The sequence below is a fragment of the Floridaenema aerugineum BLCC-F46 genome (assembly GCF_041929345.1).
Taxonomy (GTDB): Bacteria; Cyanobacteriota; Cyanobacteriia; order Cyanobacteriales; family Aerosakkonemataceae; genus Floridanema; species Floridanema aerugineum.
On sequence record NZ_JBHFNQ010000077.1, the window covers coordinates 24,361 to 43,814 of the forward strand.

Annotated in this window: 19 protein-coding genes and 1 pseudogene; 16 read left to right on the forward strand and 4 right to left on the reverse strand. The window is 40.5% G+C overall.

The genetic code is table 11. The features are described from left to right. Window positions 1-94 precede the first annotated feature (94 nt). From ACE1CC_RS10070 to ACE1CC_RS10115, 10 genes and pseudogenes are all read left to right on the forward strand, one after another. Window positions 95-370: pseudogene (locus tag ACE1CC_RS10070) on the forward strand (type II toxin-antitoxin system RelE/ParE family toxin). Between the two features lie 4 nt (window positions 371-374). Continuing rightward, window positions 375-662 (forward strand): helix-turn-helix domain-containing transcriptional regulator, encoded by a 288-nt coding sequence (locus ACE1CC_RS10075; protein ID WP_413270327.1) that lies wholly within the window; start codon window positions 375-377, stop codon window positions 660-662. A 6-nt stretch (window positions 663-668) separates the two neighbouring features. Further along, a complete protein-coding gene (locus ACE1CC_RS10080; RefSeq protein ID WP_413270328.1) occupies window positions 669-1,028 on the forward strand; it encodes a DUF5678 domain-containing protein in 360 nt (119 codons plus the stop codon). A 21-nt stretch (window positions 1,029-1,049) separates the two neighbouring features. Continuing rightward, window positions 1,050-1,481, forward strand: coding sequence for a pepsin/retropepsin-like aspartic protease family protein (locus tag ACE1CC_RS10085; protein ID WP_413270329.1), 432 nt, complete (start codon window positions 1,050-1,052; stop codon window positions 1,479-1,481). Window positions 1,482-1,678: 197 nt separating this feature from the next. Beyond that, entirely contained in the window at window positions 1,679-3,205 is a 1,527-nt protein-coding gene (locus ACE1CC_RS10090; RefSeq protein WP_413270330.1) for a CPBP family glutamic-type intramembrane protease, read from the forward strand. 158 nt (window positions 3,206-3,363) lie between these two features. Next, window positions 3,364-3,585 (forward strand): hypothetical protein, encoded by a 222-nt coding sequence (locus tag ACE1CC_RS10095; protein WP_413270331.1) that lies wholly within the window; start codon window positions 3,364-3,366, stop codon window positions 3,583-3,585. Between the two features lie 83 nt (window positions 3,586-3,668). Further along, window positions 3,669-4,013, forward strand: a complete 345-nt coding sequence (locus ACE1CC_RS10100; protein WP_413270332.1) for an NINE protein — start codon at window positions 3,669-3,671, stop codon at window positions 4,011-4,013. Window positions 4,014-4,036: 23 nt separating this feature from the next. After that, window positions 4,037-4,735 carry a helix-hairpin-helix domain-containing protein gene (locus ACE1CC_RS10105; RefSeq protein WP_413270333.1) on the forward strand — a complete coding sequence of 233 codons (699 nt, stop codon included), beginning with the start codon at window positions 4,037-4,039 and terminating at the stop codon, window positions 4,733-4,735. 118 nt (window positions 4,736-4,853) lie between these two features. Beyond that, window positions 4,854-7,265, forward strand: coding sequence for a heavy metal translocating P-type ATPase (locus ACE1CC_RS10110; RefSeq protein WP_413270334.1), 2,412 nt, complete (start codon window positions 4,854-4,856; stop codon window positions 7,263-7,265). Window positions 7,266-7,429: 164 nt separating this feature from the next. After that, window positions 7,430-7,846 carry an FHA domain-containing protein gene (locus ACE1CC_RS10115; RefSeq protein ID WP_413270335.1) on the forward strand — a complete coding sequence of 139 codons (417 nt, stop codon included), beginning with the start codon at window positions 7,430-7,432 and terminating at the stop codon, window positions 7,844-7,846. A gap of 54 nt (window positions 7,847-7,900) precedes the next feature. Here the strand turns inward: ACE1CC_RS10115 and ACE1CC_RS10120 are convergent, their stop codons facing one another. Beyond that, window positions 7,901-8,248 (reverse strand): hypothetical protein, encoded by a 348-nt coding sequence (locus tag ACE1CC_RS10120; RefSeq protein WP_413270336.1) that lies wholly within the window; start codon window positions 8,246-8,248, stop codon window positions 7,901-7,903. A 161-nt stretch (window positions 8,249-8,409) separates the two neighbouring features. Here ACE1CC_RS10120 and tmk point away from each other — a divergent pair, with 161 nt between their 5' ends. Continuing rightward, a complete protein-coding gene (gene tmk / locus ACE1CC_RS10125; RefSeq protein ID WP_413270348.1) occupies window positions 8,410-9,120 on the forward strand; it encodes a dTMP kinase in 711 nt (236 codons plus the stop codon). A gap of 469 nt (window positions 9,121-9,589) precedes the next feature. Continuing rightward, window positions 9,590-10,558: a DNA polymerase III subunit delta' gene (locus tag ACE1CC_RS10130; protein ID WP_413270337.1), complete on the forward strand. Its 969-nt coding sequence runs from the start codon at window positions 9,590-9,592 to the stop codon at window positions 10,556-10,558. Window positions 10,559-10,561: 3 nt separating this feature from the next. Here the strand turns inward: ACE1CC_RS10130 and ACE1CC_RS10135 are convergent, their stop codons facing one another. Next, window positions 10,562-11,116 (reverse strand): Uma2 family endonuclease, encoded by a 555-nt coding sequence (locus ACE1CC_RS10135; protein ID WP_413270338.1) that lies wholly within the window; start codon window positions 11,114-11,116, stop codon window positions 10,562-10,564. 173 nt (window positions 11,117-11,289) lie between these two features. On the opposite strand from ACE1CC_RS10135, the gene ACE1CC_RS10140 reads away from it, so the two are divergent. Further along, complete coding sequence (locus ACE1CC_RS10140) at window positions 11,290-11,742, forward strand: DUF29 domain-containing protein (protein WP_413270339.1); 453 nt, start codon at window positions 11,290-11,292, stop codon at window positions 11,740-11,742. Between the two features lie 87 nt (window positions 11,743-11,829). On the opposite strand, the gene ACE1CC_RS10145 is transcribed toward ACE1CC_RS10140, so the two are convergent. Then, window positions 11,830-12,459 carry a hypothetical protein gene (locus tag ACE1CC_RS10145; protein ID WP_413270340.1) on the reverse strand — a complete coding sequence of 210 codons (630 nt, stop codon included), beginning with the start codon at window positions 12,457-12,459 and terminating at the stop codon, window positions 11,830-11,832. A 148-nt stretch (window positions 12,460-12,607) separates the two neighbouring features. Between ACE1CC_RS10145 and ACE1CC_RS10150 the strand changes: the two genes are divergently transcribed. Both ACE1CC_RS10150 and ACE1CC_RS10155 read left to right on the forward strand, forming a co-directional pair. Beyond that, a complete protein-coding gene (locus tag ACE1CC_RS10150) occupies window positions 12,608-13,714 on the forward strand; it encodes a pentapeptide repeat-containing protein (protein ID WP_413270341.1) in 1,107 nt (368 codons plus the stop codon). A gap of 145 nt (window positions 13,715-13,859) precedes the next feature. After that, window positions 13,860-14,750, forward strand: a complete 891-nt coding sequence (locus tag ACE1CC_RS10155) for a hypothetical protein (RefSeq protein WP_413270342.1) — start codon at window positions 13,860-13,862, stop codon at window positions 14,748-14,750. Between the two features lie 244 nt (window positions 14,751-14,994). Here the strand turns inward: ACE1CC_RS10155 and ACE1CC_RS10160 are convergent, their stop codons facing one another. Further along, window positions 14,995-16,200 (reverse strand): quinone-dependent dihydroorotate dehydrogenase, encoded by a 1,206-nt coding sequence (locus ACE1CC_RS10160; protein ID WP_413270343.1) that lies wholly within the window; start codon window positions 16,198-16,200, stop codon window positions 14,995-14,997. Between the two features lie 258 nt (window positions 16,201-16,458). On the opposite strand from ACE1CC_RS10160, the gene ACE1CC_RS10165 reads away from it, so the two are divergent. Further along, a complete protein-coding gene (locus tag ACE1CC_RS10165) occupies window positions 16,459-19,404 on the forward strand; it encodes a GAF domain-containing protein (protein ID WP_413270344.1) in 2,946 nt (981 codons plus the stop codon). Window positions 19,405-19,454: the final 50 nt, after the last annotated feature.

The window sequence follows — 19,454 nt, forward strand, 5'->3', positions numbered from 1 at the left end:
ATGCCTACCCTACAAGAGTTATTGGAGATGTCTAATCTAAATCATGGAAGCTCAACCAAGACAAATTCAATGTTAGGTCACTCCTGATGGGAGAATTCCTTTTGAGGAGTGGTTTAATTCCCTGCGTAACCAGAAAGCTTAAATTAAGATTGATACCAGACTCAGGCGAGTTACACAAGGTAATTTAGGAGATTATCGTTCTGTCGGTGAAGGTGTTTTTGAGTTAATAATTGACTACGGCCCTGGCTACAGAATTTACTTTGGACAGCTAGGATCTACTATTGTACTTCTGCTTTGCGATGGAGATAAAGCTACCCAAGAACAAGATATTTCAATTGCTAAAATGTACTGGGCAAATTATCGGAGTTGAGAAAATGGGTAAAAGTGTAGGTTATCACGAATCTTTGATTGAACGGCTGAAAAATCCTGAATATGCTGCTGGTTTTATCGAAGCTATTTTAGAAGAAAAAGATCCCGAACCAAATTTACTCAAAGCGGCGTTGCAAGATGTAGCCGAAGCACTTGGTAATGAACAGCAGTTGGCAAAACTCGATCGCATTTTATCCGCCGAAGGTAGCGCCGAAATATACAATTTAAGTCTGTGGTTAGAAGAGTTAGGCTTAAAATTAACTGTAACTGTAAAATCTGATGAAAATGAGTAAATTAACATGATGTATAACACACCTGAGGAATATATTAACGCCGCCGATCGAGAATTAGATCGCTATGATTGGAAAGCAGCATGGCAAATAGCAACTGAAGGTCTTAAGCATTATCCAGAACATAAAGAATTACAAAAGTATGCTTATATTTTAGCTCCTGCTAAGATAACTACGGTCGATCGCGGAGGACATCCTGAAATTCAAGCAGATCACGAATGGATTAAGCAAAATATTGCTGAGTATCGCGGACGTTGGGTAGCACTGAAAAACGGTAAACTCTTAGCATCTGGGAATGATGTAGATGAAATAATCAAACAGATAGGTGAAATTAAGAATACAGGCATATTGGTGACACCGATTTACTAATGCTACTACTATTTTCTAACGGTGTTTTTTTTTGCCACAGGCGCTATTCCCTATTCTTATAGACCTGCAACGCCAACGGAAACCACAAATCGAATTATACTTCAAGTGGAAATTCAAGGTATTAAAACTATAACTGTAGTTGATACAGGCGCACCTTATGTAATTTTGGCACCAAAAATTGCCCGAATTGCAGGAGTAAATCCCGCTGCTGCATTGGAAAGAAGGACAATGTTAATTAGAGGTATGCGATTAGATGGGTTTATTGTTCGTTTGAATATTAGATTAGTAGCAAGAGAAGGTGAAGGTTTAGATGTGGACTCTACAGTTTTTGTACCGGAAGTTGAGGAGTATTGGGGTGATTTTCCTTCTTTTATTGGGCTAAATGGATTTTTGGAGAGGATACGATTTGCGATCGATCCTAATACAGATACTTTCTATTTTGGTCAAGTTTAAACTAGCTACACTCATTAGATGCCAATACTGCTCGGTTAACGATTTTCCCCTTTGTAGGGGCGAAGCATTCGGGCAGAAAATCTAGGGTTTGAGTCATAAATTGTTGCCCGAATGCTTCGCCCCTACTCAAAACCTGATCGGTATTGCATTAGATACCAAATAAGCTTTAATGGTAAGGATAAATTGCGGAGAGTTAAATGACACTCAAAAGGATAATTTTAGGTTTTCTAACGGTTTTTTTACTGGTATTTTTCATTGGCCCATCTTTGTTGGGTAGTTGGCAACAGCCACAGATCCAAAGTCGTTTGGAACTATACCAAACTAATTTACTACTCCACGCAACCGAGTGGCAAGGGGAACCAGGAGAGGAAGCAAATAGTAAATCTCTGCGGGATGCTTTAATTGGCATAGAACCTTTGAAAAATGCCCAAAAGCAGTATCAAGAAGCGAAAGAACAAGCTGAAACTAATTTAGCAAAAGCTAAGGCGCAAGCGGAACTTTTGCCAGCTAAAACTGAACAACTGGAAACAACTATTACGCAGTTACAAGATTTCATTAATCAAGTAGATTTGCGTTTGGGAATTTTCCAGGCTAAACAAGGAGAAAGCGAAATTGCCATTCAAACTTGGCAATCAGTAATTAAAAGATTAGAAGCAAAAAATTCTAATTCTCAATCTGGGAAAACTGCGGAGATTTTGCTTGGTTTGTGGAATCAACCAGCGCAAATTTTACCTTCTTCTGAAGCGACAATCAAAAAATCTTTAGATGGTTGGTTTCGTTATCAAGCTTTATCTCAACTTTATACAACACAGCAAAGAGAAGAGGCTTTATCCCAACTAAAAGCGGCGGAACAAGAAATAGCAGAACAGGCGGTTTTAAAATTGGCAATTGTGGGGGCTGTACCGACAATAGGTTTTTTAATTGGGGTGGGATTACTACTTTTCTTGTTAATTCAAAGAGCAATTAAAGGTAAAGATTCTCTGTTGGCGCGAAATGGAGATTTAAGTTGGTCAACACCTTGGGATGGGGAAACTATTTTACAGGTGTTTGTTGCTGGCTTTTTTCTGATGCAAATTTTGGTGTCTGTTTTGGTGTTACCAATAACGCTGAAATTGCTGGGTCTTGATACGACAAATTTTGATTTGCGATCGAAGGCTTTTTTAGTTTTTGTTAATTATCTCTTAGTAGCAGCAGCTGCTTTGTTGGTTTTGTATGGGTCGATTAAATCTTTCTTACCTTTACCTGAAGGATGGTTTCGGTTTAAAATATTAGATAAGTGGTTATTTTGGGGATTTGGTGGCTATTTGGCAGCTTTGCCTTTGGTGATTTTAATTTCCTTAATTAACCAGAGGATTTGGCAGGGACAGGGAGGCAGTAATCCGCTATTATCTTTAGCATTGGAAACAAAAGATCTGGTAGCTTTAGGTATATTTTTTGTCACAGCAGCGATCGCAGCCCCCATCTTTGAAGAAATCCTATTTCGGGGATTTTTGTTGCCTTCTTTAACTCGTTATTTACCAGTTTGGGGCGCAATTATTACTAGTAGTTTAATATTTGCGATCGCTCACCTCAGCCTTTCGGAAGTTCTCCCATTAACAACTTTGGGCATAGTATTAGGTGTAGTGTATACTCGATCGCGCAATCTCTTAGCACCAATTTTCCTCCACAGTCTTTGGAATAGCGGCACTTTGATTAGCTTGTTTATCCTGGGTAGCGGGGGATAAAATTTCTTTGCTAAAAAGTTGTAAAAGTTTGCTGAGTAATGTGTAAATTTTCCAGCTTTTTGTAACGATTAACCGGAAAAAATTACATTACTTAGCAATCTATTGACACTTAAGCTAATTAGAAAGAAGATCCAAAAAGGCAGAGAGTAAATTAAGCAATGAATAATTCCATCTATCCTAAGAGGAATTGGCTTTCATCTGGGTGGCGTATGGTGCCTTTTGTCGTAATTGGCGCGATCGCATTTTCCCTGACTTCAGCAACCGAGCTAAATGTTTATTTAAGAGCTTATTTGGTATTGTTGGAAGTCAAAGTAATTATAGTTTTACTCTACTTCCTAAATACTAAATTCGCCAAAAATAGAGACATCGATATCAATTAGTTAGAGCTAATTCAAGAACAGTATGTTCCGTAAAATTAGCTAGAAAATAGCAAAATCACTGATAATTTAAAGACGAGGGAAAAATGAAAAATCGAGGCGTAGCGATCGTTTTATGCTTCTTTCTAGGCGGCTTAGGAATTCATAAGTTTTATCTGGGGCAAAATTTAGCTGGAATAGTTTACTTACTATTTTGCTGGACTTTTATTCCTGGGTTAATTGCTTTCGTGGAATTTTTCCTCCTTCTATTTATGTCCGATCGAGAATTTGATGCTAAGTTTAACGGTAAGAGTGGAAGGTTTGCCGGAGGAGCAGTTTCAGCTAAAGATGCTACCAGTGCTTTAAGTGATTTAAAGAAACTCTACGAACAAGGTGTAATTACTGCGGAAGAATACGAACAAAAGCGCAAAAAATTACTCGATCAATTGTAAATTAATCACTATCTTTCACTAAAATGTCACGCGATTCATGGTTGCAACAAACTCCGCAATGGGTGTGGTGTTCCTGTATTCCGGGGTTCGGAGGTTTAGCACTTGTATATGCAGGTTATAAAGCTAACACATCCAATTGGATGATTTTAGGATCGGGAATTACAATTGCAGCATTGGTATTATCTTCAGGCCATTTAGCATTACCAATTTGGGTATCACAAATAGTTATTGCTTTCTATTTAAAAAAAAGGTATTTGATTAAAACTGCTCCTAAAGGAGTATTGTTACCAGAAACCGCCCAAACTGCCTCTTTAATTGCCCAAGTTCGGGGTAAAGTAGACATTAATAATTGTTCTAAAGATGACTTAGTGAATCTTTTAGGATTACCTATTGTCTACGCTAACGATATAGAATCGCTGCAAACAGAAGGATACATTTTTACTCACTTAGAAGAGTTACACGAAATAGCGGGAATACCGGAAAATTATTTGCCTCGCCTAGCACCACTGGTAACTTTTAGCTATGACTACAAGAAAGAGGCACACTCCTCTTGGAAACGCTTAAACATAATGTCAGTTCAGGAATTAATTGCTAGTGGACTAGAATCAGATGCGGCATTCAAAATAGTTGCGGAAAGGCAAAAACGAGGCGACTATAAATGTGCGATCGATATTAAAAGGCGAACAAACTTACCTTTTTATTCCTATCGGCATCTTGTTTAGCACCTGCTGGTAGATTAAAAAAGTTGTTGATTTACAGCCAATTAGTCTACCTTTGGCCTACCCTCAAAATAGGTAAACTATTTGATGCGCGTAGGTGTCAAGGTAAATTATAAAGTCTATGCAAGTGAAGAGCGAATTAGCGATCGCCAACTCTCACCCAGAATCAGAAACAATTACCCTGGATGTTACAGGAATGAAATGCGCTGGATGCGTCAAAGCTGTAGAAAATCAGCTGACACAACATCCAGACGTGATCTCCGCCTGTGTCAACCTGATTACGGAAGTGGCAGTTTGTGAGGTAAAATCCGGTAAAGTCGAACCTGCTACTTTAGCCGCTAAATTGACCGATGCAGGTTTCCCCAGTCAACCGAGAACTTCGCAAAATCAGCTAAAGGGCAGTGATTATGTTAGTCCAGCCGAACGTCATCGTCAGGAAATTAAATCTTCAATTGAACGACTGATAGTAGCAACTATTCTGATAATTCTGTCAGGAATTGGTCATTTAAGCCGACATTCCTTAATCCCTGGCGAACATTTGACAATTCTCACTTCATTTTGGTTTCACTGGGGACTAGCTACCGCTACCTTATTAGGGCCAGGTCGTTCTATTTTAGTAGATGGGTTTCGCGGACTGCGGCATGGTTCCCCGAACATGAATACTTTAGTTGGTTTGGGGGCGTTTACCGCTTATACTGCGAGTACGATCGCGCTACTATTTCCCCAATTAGGTTGGGAATGCTTTTTTGATGAACCAGTAATGCTCTTAGGCTTTATCTTGTTAGGGAGAACCCTAGAACAACAAGCTAGAGTCAAAGCCGCCGCTGCCTTTGAAGCCTTGCTTTCTCTACAACCACCCCAGGCGCGTTTAATCGCCGATCCTAGTGTGGCAGCATTCGGACAAAATAGCGTGGAAATTCCCGCAGATCAAGTGCGTGTGGGAGAATTTTTACAGGTATTGCCGGGAGAAAAAATCCCTGTAGATGGCGAAGTGGTGGCAGGACAAACTACGGTAAACGAGTCGATGCTTACCGGGGAAGCCATACCTGTGAGTAAGAAAAAAGGGGATCTGGTGGCTGCGGGAACTCTGAATCAAAGTGGAGCGATCGCCATTCAAGCTACCCGTACAGGTAAGGATACCACTTTAGCGCAAATAGTTAACTTAGTTGAAACGGCGCAAATTCGCAAAGCACCAGTACAAAGATTAGCCGATACCGTAGCAGGTTACTTCACCTACGGGGTGATGACAATAGCCACACTCACCTTTTTATTTTGGTACTTTGCCGGAACTCGGATTTGGCCCGATGTTTTAGTTAATGGAGCCATGAATCATGGCGCACACCATGTAACTCATCAGTTATCACCATTACTGTTGAGTTTAAAATTAGCGATCGCAGTTTTGGTAGTCGCTTGTCCCTGTTCCTTGGGACTAGCCACCCCAACCGCCATTTTAGTTGGTACTGGCATCGGCGCAGAAATGGGATTACTGATTAAAGGTGGAGATGTTTTAGAACGAGTATCCGCCTTAGATACAGTAATTTTCGACAAAACAGGTACCCTCACCAGTGGTTATCCTACCGTCACTGACTGTATCCCCAACCCAAATTTAGAATCAAAAAACTCGCAGGAAGCGAACTTTTCCCTCCTGCAACTTGCCGCCACCGCTGAAAGTGGTAGTCGCCATCCTTTAGGTTCCGCCATTAACCAAGCAGCAAATCAAGCTGGGTTATCGATTCTGGCTGCTCAAGAATTTTATACTGAACCCGGACAGGGAGTATCTGCAAAAGTCGAACAGCAGTTAGTGTTAGTCGGAACGGAAAGTTGGTTGCAACAGCATGGTGTAGAAATCGATCCGAGTCTGAGTCAGAAAGCCAGCATCCTGGCAGATGCCGGAAAAACTATAGTTTATGTGGCAGCTGGCAATTGTCTGTTAGGGTTAATTGCGTTTACTGACTCGGTGAGATCTGATGCGGCTACAGCAGTGGACGCTTTGAAACAGCTAGGGTTGCGAGTTATGATGCTAACTGGAGATCAGCAAAAAGCAGCTGTGTTAGTTGCCCAAAAATTGGGAATTGAAGCAGCGGATATTTTGGCGCAAGTGCAACCAGATGGCAAAGCGCAAACTGTAGCCGATCTCCAAAGTCAAGGTCATCGAGTAGCTATGATTGGTGATGGGATCAATGATGCACCAGCTTTAGCGCAAGCAGATGTGGGTATTGCCTGGGACGCAGGAACGGATGTAGCGATCGAAAGTGCCCAAATTATCTTAATGCGGGATGCCGTCATGGATATTGTGGCATCGATTAAACTTTCCCGTGCCACTTTCAACAAAATCCGCCAAAATTTATTTTGGGCACTTGCTTACAACATTTTGGGAATTCCCTTAGCCGCTGGTATTTTGTTACCTAAGTTTGGGGTAGTTCTCAATCCGGCTGCTGCTGGTGCAATGATGGCTTTTAGTTCTGTTAGTGTAGTGACTAACTCATTGCTGTTACGTCGCTTACCTGGGAGTCAACAAAACCCTAATGATTAACTAATACCAAAAACCAAAACAGTAAAAAGGGTCAAACTGCCAGAAAATTTACAGTTGTTGCTCTTTTTACTTTTGTGTTTCACACAAACGGATGCGAGTTAATTGATTTTGACACTAAGGTGAATGATAGTCTTATTTAATTTCGTTGCAGGACAGGTTCTTCAATGGCAAGATCAAACGGTAAATACCTTCTAATGGTGGAAGATGACAAGGGGCGTAAGGAGTTTGTACTCACTAAGCCTGCTTATTCGATCGGTCGAGATCCAGAGTGTAATATTCGGTTATACTCCCAATTTGTTTCTCGTCGTCATGCTACTTTAGTTCAGCTACCCAAAAAAGATGGCAGTTATTACTACCGGATTATGGATGGAGATGCTACTGGCAAGGCTAGCGCCAATGGTTTGATTATTAATGGCCGCAAAACATCTGCTCACGATCTCAAAGATGAAGATGAGGTGGTCTTCGGTCCAGGTGTAAAAGCGACTTATTATCAATTGAAGCCAGACACTACTGTACCCACAGGACCGCTTGAAGACCCTTACGACATTACGTTGATTAATCCTGCTAGTTTTGACGATTGATGCCGATCGATTCCATTGGATAAACTTATATAAAGTGTCCAAAAGCTTAGATAGCTATCCAGCTACTGGTTCAATTATTTGCCAACTGCGATAGCCAACTAACGCCTGACTGACCAACTGAAACATTTGATAGCAGTGGTTATCAAGTTGCAAGGGTAATTCTTCGTTTTTGACCACCAAAGTCATTTTAGTTTCCTTCTCAGTAGAAGTGGTGCGGTCTATCAGGATTTCGACGCTGGCAAGTTTGGAAAAAGAAACTTTACCAGGCGTTTCCCTTGCCATAATATATTCCCCTGTGTTGTAGGTGATTTCTAATGGACAAGATTTTAAAACTTCTACCACCAATTCCCCCATGCGTGGGAAGGGGAGGCCAACTGTATAGGAGCTAGTGTAACGAGCCATCAATTCCTCCAGCTTTTGTTCCAAGACCCTCTTATAATACCTAACCTTTGCAAAGATCAAAGAGATGTTTTGATTCTCTTTTGCCAACTTTGTTATTCTGCTAGCACTGTCTTTAAATTATGTTCACATTCAGGAAAATGGGTCAAGGAAATCAGCAGGAAATGGCAACAGTTTCTGAGTTTTCACGGGATAATTCTGGGCACTCTGGCAAACTGATTGTCTTTGAAGGAGTAGAGGGTTGTGGTAAAACTACTCAGTTGCGGCGGTTACGTGATTGGTTAACTCAAAGTGGTTGGGGGGAATTTCGAGAAGAGCAGATTCAGGCTGAACCAGTAATGGTAACGCGGGAACCTGGTGGGACAAATTTGGGTTTAGAGTTGCGGCGATTGTTGCTAGAACCAGGTAAAGAGACGACGATTCAGGAGAGAGCCGAATTGTTGTTGTATGCTGCCGATCGATCGCAGCACGTTGAAGAGTTGTTAAAGCCGAATTTACTTAAGGGTGTGGTGATTTTGTGCGATCGCTTTACCGATTCTACGATCGCCTACCAAGGTTATGGTCGCGGACTTAATCTATCCTTAATTTCCCAGCTTAACGATATAGCTACAAATGGCTTAGAAAGCGATTTAACACTTTGGCTAGATATTGATGTCGAAATTGGTTTAGCAAGAAAGCGCCAACAAGGGGAAATCACCTTAATGGAACAAGCTGATTTAGCCTTTCACCGCCGAGTACAACAAGGTTTTACCGAGTTAGCCAAAGCTCATCCCCAGCGAATTATCAGGGTAGATGCCAACCAAAATGAAGAATTAATCGCCGAACAAATCCAAAAAATTTTAAATGCCAAATTTACTCAGTGGTACAATCATTAAATTTAAGATTTCATAATTAAGTTCGTAGTAGCGACTTGGGTCTTACTTGGACTAAAGTCCTTACAACCAACCTAATTTAAAGGTTCGTTGTAGCGACTTGGGTCGTTCCTAGCCTCAATAATAGGACTAAAGTCCTCACAACCAACCTAATTAGGGTTTGCTGAATAAATGTAAAAAGTAATATAGGCAAGGGTGAAAGCGCTTTTTTGGTCAAAACAAATGCAACTTTTTCAGACCTTTTGGCGCTTTCATCCTTGCTTTTTTCCAGGAAATTGTAGGGACACGGCATGAAAAAGATAACGGTAGGAATTGCAAATATTAATGATGCCGTGTCCCTACCCCCACCAACAGACTTTTTCAGCAAGCCCTAATTAAAAGGTTCGTTGTAGCGATTTGGGTCGTTCCTTGCCTCAATAATAGGACTAAAGTCCTCACAACCAACCAAGTTTATTACGAGTGATTTATTTGCATGGAATTTTTTCACCCAGTTATAGGTCAAGAAAAAGCAGTAGAACTCCTCAAGCAAGCAGTAGCACAAAATCGCATTGCTCCCGCTTATTTATTTGCTGGATCTGATGGCATTGGACGCAGTTTAACAGCTAGTTGTTTTATTGAATTAATCTTCTACAATTCCCTACCTCCTGAAAAAAGAGTCGAAAAGAGTGCCGCAATAAAAAAACGCATTCAACTCAGAAATCACCCCGATTTACTTTGGTTAGAACCAACATATTTACATAATGGTGAGAGAATTTCGGCAGCCGAAGCAGCAGAAAAAGGCGTAAAACGCAAAGCACCGCCACAAATTCGCTTAGAACAAATCCGCGAAGTTAGCCAATTTTTAGGTCGTCCGCCTTTGGAAGCGTCGCGTAGTTTTGTCGTAATTGAACAAGCCGAAAGCATGGCAGAAGCAGCGGCAAATGGCTTATTAAAAACCTTAGAAGAACCGGGAAAAGCCACAATAATTTTAATTGCTCCGGCGGTTGAATCTTTGTTACCGACTTTGATTTCTCGGTGTCAAAGAATCCCGTTTACTCGGTTAAATTCAGCAGCGATGGAACAGGTATTAACTCAAACTGGAAACCAGGAAATTTTACAACATCCAGAAGTTTTAGCATTAGCCGCAGGAAGTCCGGGAGAAGCAATTTTTGCTTGGCAACAATTACAAGCGATTCCCGAAGAATTCCTAAATAAAGTAAGAAAAGTACCGCAAACTTTGCGCCAAGCTTTAGATTTAGCCAGAGATATTGATAAAGATTTAGATACAGAAGCTCAACTTTGGTTAGCCGATTATTTACAACAATATTATTGGCAGGAATTTTGTCATCAAGGGATGGTTGAAAAGTTAGAAAGAGCGAAAAAGCTTTTACAAAAATATGCTCAACCCAGGTTAGTTTGGGAAGTAACTTTTATGGAAATGGCAAAATCTTTTGTAGCTTAAGATTTATTCAAATACGGGAGGCCAAAGTTCAGAGATAGGCAGTTCCCAACCGGGAAATAATTCGGGGATAGTTAATATATCTGAGTTGGTTAATATTTCTAGTTCGCTATTGCGACGATAAACTGTTAGAGTTAAGCGATCGGGATCGATAAGTATACCAATTTGAGAACCTAAAGTGAGAAAGAGTTGAATTTTTTCTTGGAGTGGGGGAATGCGATCGCTCTGTGATTTAATTTCAACAGTTAAATCAGGAACCATCTGAGCAAAATAACGCGGACTTTGCCGCATTCTAGCTGCCGAAACAAAAGAAACATCCGGCGCTTTTAAATCAGAATTGGGCAGAATAAACCCACCACTTGAATCTAAAACTCGTCCCAGGTTGCGAGGTGCAACCCAATTCATGAGTAACCAGATAAAGCGGCTACCTATTTCACTAGATTGGATATCAGATGGCCCCATAATGATTATTTTCCCATCATTTAGTTCTAATTGGTAGTCGAGTTCTTCTTTTTGGAGAATTTCTTGGATTTGTTCTAAGTGTTTGACAGTAAGTTTCATGGTAAGTGTTTAGGGAGTGGGTGAGGCTATGGCGATTTTAACTTAATTTAACGCTACAAAAATTGTAGAGACGTTTCATGAAACGTCTCTACAGATTGCTTTAAAATTTTTCATGTACAATAATTGGTGAATAATGAAAGCAATTACTACTTAGTTTGATGAGATAAAGTTTTATGACTGAACTATATGAAGTAGATTTTCACGCCTGGACACAAGAACAAGCAAAATTTCTGCGTAATGGTGCTTGGGACTCTTTAGATATTGCTAATTTGGTTGAGGAGATAGAATCTTTGGGTAAGCAAGAAAGACAGGAGTTAAGAAACCGTTTGGGAGTTTTATTAGGACATTTACTTAAATGGGAATTTCAGCCTTACTACCGTTCTAAAAGTTGGTTTTCTACGCTGCGAGAACAACGCCGCCGAATTCGAGATTTACTGGATCAAAGTCCTAGTTTAAAACCTTATTTACCAGAAGTTTTAGAAAAAGCTTATCAAGATGGAGTAGATTTAGCTGTGCGGGAAACCTCTTTTAAGTACAAAGATTTTCCTGCTCAATGTCCTTACAGTTTAGAACAGATTTTAGATTTAGAGTTTTTTCCTGGTGAGGAATCTATATTTGAATACTAACAGGGAAACGCCCACAGACTGAAGCCTGGGGCTAATTAAATAAATTTTAAACTTTGAGAGGTAGCATTTTAATGCTTGTTAAACTAATTAAGCTGCTGTTTTGTAGAATAAATTGAGGCGTTTTTGCCAAGCTTGACGATAATGATTTAGTTGATTGCAGCCAAATTCAAAGATTTGTGCTTCTTGATTAGGAAGAGCTACAACAATTAAAGCGTGTTCGATCTTACTACCAAACAAGCTATTACCGTAGTAATAGTTAACTGCATCGACGCTAGCTACAAGCTGTAAAGGTTTGTCGTATAAATGGCTTTCGTCAGGTTTGGGTTCTTCAGCAGTTATCCATTGGATTGTATATGGAATACCTTTGTAACGGGTTACACAGCCAACTTTTGACTTGTAGGATTGCTCATCATTTGATATAAATTCATCTATTATTTGGACATTGCTAAGTTGTTCCAGAATAGACTGAATACTGGATATGTAAGGGAGAATTATGCTCTCTGAAGGTTTGGGTGATAGTTCTTGAAGATATCTTTTGATATATTGCCGTAATTCCTTGTTTCGGCAACGACTGTTAGTAGCATTTAGGGTCATTTCATCTCCTTTTTTTTGACGGGAATTAGACAGAGCAGCTTTATACTGCGAGGGCAAAGTTTTGTTGAGGATAGTGCTGTCAGCAGGAAGACGGGAGCTTTCATTACGGTGAATTGATTTCATGATGGTAATCTCTTAAAAGTTGCTAATCTCAATGTCGCAACTTAGTTTTAGAGATTTCGCTAAAAGTAGCCTTACATAGCCTTACATATCTCTAAATTGTTAAAATCATTTCTAATAACCTGACTTTGAGCAAGTTGACATACAACCAATGTTCCCTAAAGAATTCTTAAATCAGATAGCGCAGAATTATAGTCTTTCAGAAAAACAAAAAGATGTTTTTCTAGCGAAGTATGGTGGTGATAAGAACGATTTTGAAATTGCAACTAATCTATATATCTCTGAAGATGCCGTTCGTGTTCGTATGACCGGAATTTACAACAAGTTCCATATCAGAGGAAAAGGTTCAGGTAAATACGGTCAATTGCTCAAATTTTTAACTAATGAGTTTCAAAAATATACTCCCTCGCAAGTTTCTAAATCAGATGTTTCAAAGCATCATTTTTCAGTTCAAAATGAATTGCATTCCCCAACACCCCTGCAACCTGAAGAAGCAGAGGAAAGTAAAAAAATGTCCAATCAAACAATAAACACCTCTGCTCAGATTGAAATCAATTCAATTCGAGAATGCTTTTCTAAAGCAATTGACCATCTCGGAAGTGAAAAACTTCACGTCAGAATAGGTGCTATTTATAGTCTTGAGAGAATTGCCAATGATTCGTCCGCAGACTATTGGAGAATCATAGAATATTTAGCTGCTTTTATTAAAGTTAATACTGAGCAGATGCAACCGGAAGGATTCTACAACAGTATGATTTCTTTAGATATTCAAACTGCTCTTACTGTTATTGGAAGGCGTAATTTTAAGCAAGATCCACCTAATGCAACACTTAACTTAACTCACATAGATATTCAGGGTGCAAACCTAAGTGGAGCATACTTACGAAGAGTAAATTTGTATAAAGCAAATTTGCAAAGATGTATTTTATTTGGAGCAAACTTGCAACAAGCAAATCTTCCAGTAGTCAATCTAAAAGGAGCACTCCTTGATGGAGCAAATTTGGAAGAAGCATGGCTCGATGAGGCAAATTTACAAGGAGCAGACCTCAGTGGACTCCTTAATGAAACAAACCCTAATGCAAATTTTAAAGGAGCAATAATATTAAAAGCAGACATTAGAAGAACGAATTTTAGTGGTGTCAGACATCTTGAATTATCGCAAGTAAAATCTGCACGCGGAGACGATACCACTTGCTTACCAGAATATCTTAATCCTTATCAAGAAGAGATCCTAAAGCATTGGAAAGAATATCAATAAATAATAGTTGTAGTATCAAATTCATTTATAGTAAAGTAATAGCTAATAAAAAAATTGTTAAATCCTATTGCTAAACTGGAATGCGGAATTGATACTGCTAAAATCAAGACACTAAAAACTTTATTTAGCCTTTAAAAACGCAGAAATGATTGCTAAGAAATATTGGTTATTACTTAGTGTTTCGATCGCACTCTCCACCACCCCATTCCTGATAACTGAAAGAACACAGCAGGGATTAAAAAGTGCGGCAACTGCCCAAACTCCCCCTACCACAGCAAATTTACCCAAACAACCCTTTTTGCCCACACCTGGCTGGTTAGGGTTGGCTACAATTGCAGGTGGGGGAAGGCAACAATATCCTTGGTCGCCAGCGCACCCAAACGGGCAAGCGGTCATTGTTTCTGATACCGAAGCTTGGGCAAAAGTGAAGGCAGGCACTCCCCTGGTAGCAGTTGCCCCAAATTTCAAACAAAAAGTGACATTCCTGCGTTCTTCCGAGGAACGCTACGGCTGTGATGGCGTTCCCACCGGAATGGCAGCCTTTTCTGCACCCAGACGACCTCCTGAAGGCCCTGTTTGGCTGTTACCGGAACGGGATGCCCAAACAGCTACCACCATACCCGTGCAAAAGTTGCCTTTAGCACAGGTTCCTGAGAATCTGTTACCCAGACCTTTGCCGAAAAACAGCGAAGTCCGTGCTTGGAAAGCAGGCTCAATTATTATTTTGCAGCGTAAAGAAAGCGCTCATAAAGTGAAGATGACTGTCGCTAATAATTCGCAAATTATCTTCACTCAAACACAAGAAAAATACTTCTTTAACAATGGCGAACCTCGACCACCTCTCAACCTTGCTACTGCTAAAGGCGAACCAGGAATTTCCGAACCTGTAGGCGTAGTTCAGTTGAAACCAAATGTTACTCCGACTATTGTTTTATGGGTTCCTGGTTACGAGGGAAACGGTTTTACAATTCTTGCTTCTGATGGTAAAAAAGTGAAGGAGTATGAAGGCGCAAGTTTGTACTTTTGCGGTTATTAAAGTTAGTTATACTCGGCGCGGGCACAAACTGTTGTTTTTGATTTGTAGGGGCGAAGCATTCCGGCAATAATTTGTTGGTTATCGCCAAATATATGTACCGGAATGCTTCGCCCCTACTCTATGACCGTGAACAGTATAGCTAAACAAAAACCCGCTAAAAATTGTGTTTAGTCTTGAAAAACTTTTAGCGGGAATGGTGCGTTACGTTGCACTAACGCACCCTACGAACTACGCCTAATGCGGTTCAATTCTCTTCTAATCCCACCGCTTGAGAAATATTTGACAAACCCCTTTCTTCCAACTTCACCAACAACCCTTGTAAAATGCGTTTTACCATAAAAGGGCCTTGATAAATCCAACCAGTATAAGTTTGTAACAAACAAGCGCCAGCAGTAATTTTTTCCCAAGCATCATCAGCGGTAAAAATTCCGCCAACACCCATAATTGGCAATTTTCCTTTAGTTTCCTTTCTAATAAAACGGATTACTTCAGTCGATCGCCCTTTCAGCGGCAAACCACTAATCCCTCCAGCTTCATCCTTAACCAAATTTCCCGTCTCCCGCAAAATTTGAGTCTTTAAACCCTCACGATTAATAGTAGTATTCGTAGCAATAATTCCCGCCAAATTATGAGATAAAGTAACATCTAAAACATCCAAAATAGCATCCCATTCCAAATCGGGGGCAATTTTGACTAGAATTGGCTTATTAGCCTTTTGGTTTTCTTGTTGTAAAGCAGACAAGATTGCACTTAGCATCGGCGCATCTTGGAGAGTTCTTAAACCTGGAGTATTAGGTGAGGAGACATTAACAACAAAGTAATCGCCCAAATCCTTTAACAGGCGAAAACTACCCAGGTAATCTGTAGCTGCTTCCTCCAATGGTGTTACCTTAGACTTACCGAGATTAATTCCTACGGGGATAGGTCGAGGTCGTCTTTGTAAAGCTGCGGTGAGTGCGGTTGCCATCGCTGCTGCACCATCGTTATTAAACCCCATACGGTTGAGTGCGGCTTCGTCTGCTAACAGCCGAAACAAGCGCGGAGTCGGGTTTCCCGGTTGCGGGTGCAGGGTGACAGTACCCAGTTCAGCGTAGCCAAAACCAAAGCTTGACCAGACACCCGATGCTGTCCCGTTCTTGTCAAATCCAGCTGCTAATCCCATAGGGTTCTTAAACAGCACTGATTTGGGAATAATAAGTGAAGACCCTGAAATTGGATTTTCTGATCCTACCTCCGGTTGATTTGGGTAATCCCAAAGAGTTTGTTCCAGGCGTGCATCTGCGATCGAGAAGTTTTGTTGTAATTGGTTGAGTATCCAATTACTTGGGGGGCGATCGGTATGACAATCCAACCAAGTCGAGATTTGCATAAATTGCTTATGCAAAAATTCTGGATCGGTTTTTAATCCAGAAAATACAATGGGGCGTAAAACGTCTTGATATATGTCCAAAGCTATTAAGTAGTAGATACTAAGTGGTAGATGGTAAGTTGATTTTACCTATTACCTGGGGAACTGGGTAGTACTCACTAGTACCTTTTTAACTTATTACCTAGAAGAAAGGCAGAGGTAGAGAAGTGGAGAAACAAATTAAAGCTCAGAACTTTCTCCCTGTACGGACAATTCATGAATTGTCCCTAACTCAAAACTCAAAACTTAAAACTTTCTTTCTTAATTAAACTACCCATTACCCAACGGGAGTGATAGTAAATGGCCCAACAACAAAAGCGGTATTCTGAAGACAAAAAAATTGTTAATTTGGGTCGTGTTCTTCAAATCCTTCGGGAAGAAGAAAACGTAGATGTATTAATTGAAACAACCCTAAATTATCTGCAATCAGAATTTCAATACGATTTAATTTGGCTTGGTTTGTACGATCACATAGAACATCGCATTTTGGGTAAAGGTGGCATTACCCCAAATGCGGATATTAGTTTTTTGAAGCAAAAGTTTTTCCTACAACCGGGAGATTTATTAGAACAGGTAGTAATTCAACAAAGACCGATCGGAGTTCCCGATTTAGGAGATGCAAATCGGGCGGGGGAATGGCGCAAAGCAGCACTTAATTTCAAGATTCGGGGAACGTTAATTTTTCCAATTCGCCATCGCGATCGCTGTTTTGGTGTAGTATTGTTGGGATTATTAGGCTGGGGAATTTCGCCGCAAGCAGAAGAAAAGGCGCAATTATCTGTACTTTTAGGAACGCTAGCATCTTCATTAAATCAGATTGAAATTAACTGGAATCACCATCGGATGAAGCGTCCTGATGAACCTTTGTTGGCAATCATGCAGAAGTTGCCTTCTCTACCCACAATGTTGCAGCGACTAGAAGCGATCGTTGCCGAAACCCATCAATTTGTCAACCCAACTCGTACAAATATTTACTGGTTTGAACCAGATAAACGCTACTTTTGGCGTTACATGAGTAATCGTTTAGCGGGGATTGCTGGGGATAGTCAACAACCAGCTTCTGGGATAACTGTGCAAGAATCAGGCAGTTTTTATAGTGCAATGTTGGCCGATCAAATTGTTGCCATTGGGGAAAGTTTGAGTTCTCTAAAGGCTGATGTTACTAGTAGATTATTGCAGAGAATGGGAGCTAGATCCTTATTAGCTGCACCAATTCTTTTACAAGATGAACTATTAGGATTTTTATCAGTAGAAGGTAACGAACCGCGAATTTGGAAAGAGGAAGAAAAAAATTACTTGCGCGGGGCAGCGAGAATAGTTGCTTTAGTTTCACCGATCGAACAAATGGAAACAATGATTAAGCAAACTAAGCAAGATCAGTTGTTACTAGCAGAAATTGCCAAAGGCATTTATAGCGATGAAGATTGGTATAATACCTTGAAAGAAGCTAGCGATCGACTAAAAGAACGCTTTCAATCCGAGCGATTTTTGGTATTACTTTTCGATAGCGATCGCAAACACTTTGAAATCTCCTATCAAAATCATCCCAGTAATCGCCGACCTTTAGGTTCTACTAGTAAACCAGCAAAACGTAACGGCAAAGAAAACAGAGTTAGCAATCCAACTTCTTCCTCAGAAAATCCTTATATATTGCCTCATTTAAGCGATGTAGATTGGAAATTACTAGAACGTAGTTCAGAATCAGTAGTAATCGAAGACCTAGCAACAGACTTAAAATTACTTTCTTGGCGAGACGGATTCTTAGAAGCAGGAGTAAGAAGCGTTTTAATTTCTAACACCAGCATCGGCAAATCACTCAAAGGTTTGTTGATGATTACCTGCGAAAGTGCCCGTACCTTTTCAGCCGCAGAAAAAGAAGTTTTTCGCGTAGTTAGCCAACAAATCGGCTTAATCTTACAGCAATGGCAAATCCAAAAACAATCGGCAAGGGAACAAAAAACCTACCAAACATTGCAGTGGGGTTTAAGTATGATGCAGCAAAACTACCAAAGCCTGCAACAGTTAGAAGAATGTGCGCTACAGGCTTGTGCTAGTTTGCTAGAAGCGCCTGTAGCTGCCTTAGTTTCTTGGCAACCTGGAGATGAAATTGCCCAAGTTACGGCGACAACACCTCCTAGTGCTGAGTTTGCCATTAATACAGAACAAACAGTTTCAATTTATGCTGATGAATTGATTCAAGAAGCTTTAAATACCGATGGTTTACTCTATAAAAATGTCCAACAACTAACGCCTAATACTAGACAATGGCTGACAGGTTCAGGAGTTGAAGAAATTCTCGTTATGGCTTTGCGAACTACACCGGAACATTTTCCCACAGGTGTAGTCGTCCTTTGTAATGGCTTAGGTTTTCATTGGCCCGAAAGTGCGTTACCAGCCTTTGGTTTACTTGTAGCACAATTTGCTTGGTTCCGCCGAGCATCTTTTAGCAGCAGCAGTTTGCAACAAGAACGCGAAGAACTGCAATGTTTAAACTGGTACAAACATCGGGCAATAGAAGATTTTTGCCGCACTGTCGCATCTTCTTTAAAGGTATTTGTGTCTCTTGCCCCTAAAGAAGCTGCCCAGGAAGTGCGCTATCAACAACTTTGTTCTCATTTAGGTGGTTCTTTGGCGGCGCTTTCCCGAATGCTGGCGAGGGAATTGTGGAATACCCAATCTGTTTTACAATCGCAGTCAGAAGATCCGATTCGAGTCACAAGTTTGCTGCGTCGGAGTTTGGAACGGGTAGATGATTTGATTAAAAGTCGCCGCCTGTGGGCAAAAGTTCATGATGCAGGAGACTGGCGTACTGAAGGACAAGGGCAACCTCCTGTCACTTCTGCCGCTTTGTTACTCAAGCATGGTTCTACCTTAGTACAGTTAGTAGTTTATGAACTCTTATTAGCTGCCTGTCAACGTGGCGAAGAAGGCGGAAGAATCGATATTTGGTATCGTCAACTCAATGCCCAAGATACAGGAATACCTTATCCCCAATGTTTTCATTCGGATTATTTTTTGGAGTTGTCGATTACTGACAATGGCAACATCGATCCACAATTAATTGTTGATTTACAAAAGCAACCAAAAGATGATTTAGCGCCTCATACTTTGCGCCAACCCCCCGGACTACACTTACGAATTTGTCAGTTACTTATCAGTGCGATCGGAGGTTTCCTCAACGTTTATATTCTCGATGATCGCAGAATTCTGTCTCAGGTGTTGGTACCGATCGACATCTCCACCTAGAAGAAAGTACGTTGTTGCGCTTTAGCGCTATCTTTTAGCGCTAAGGCGCA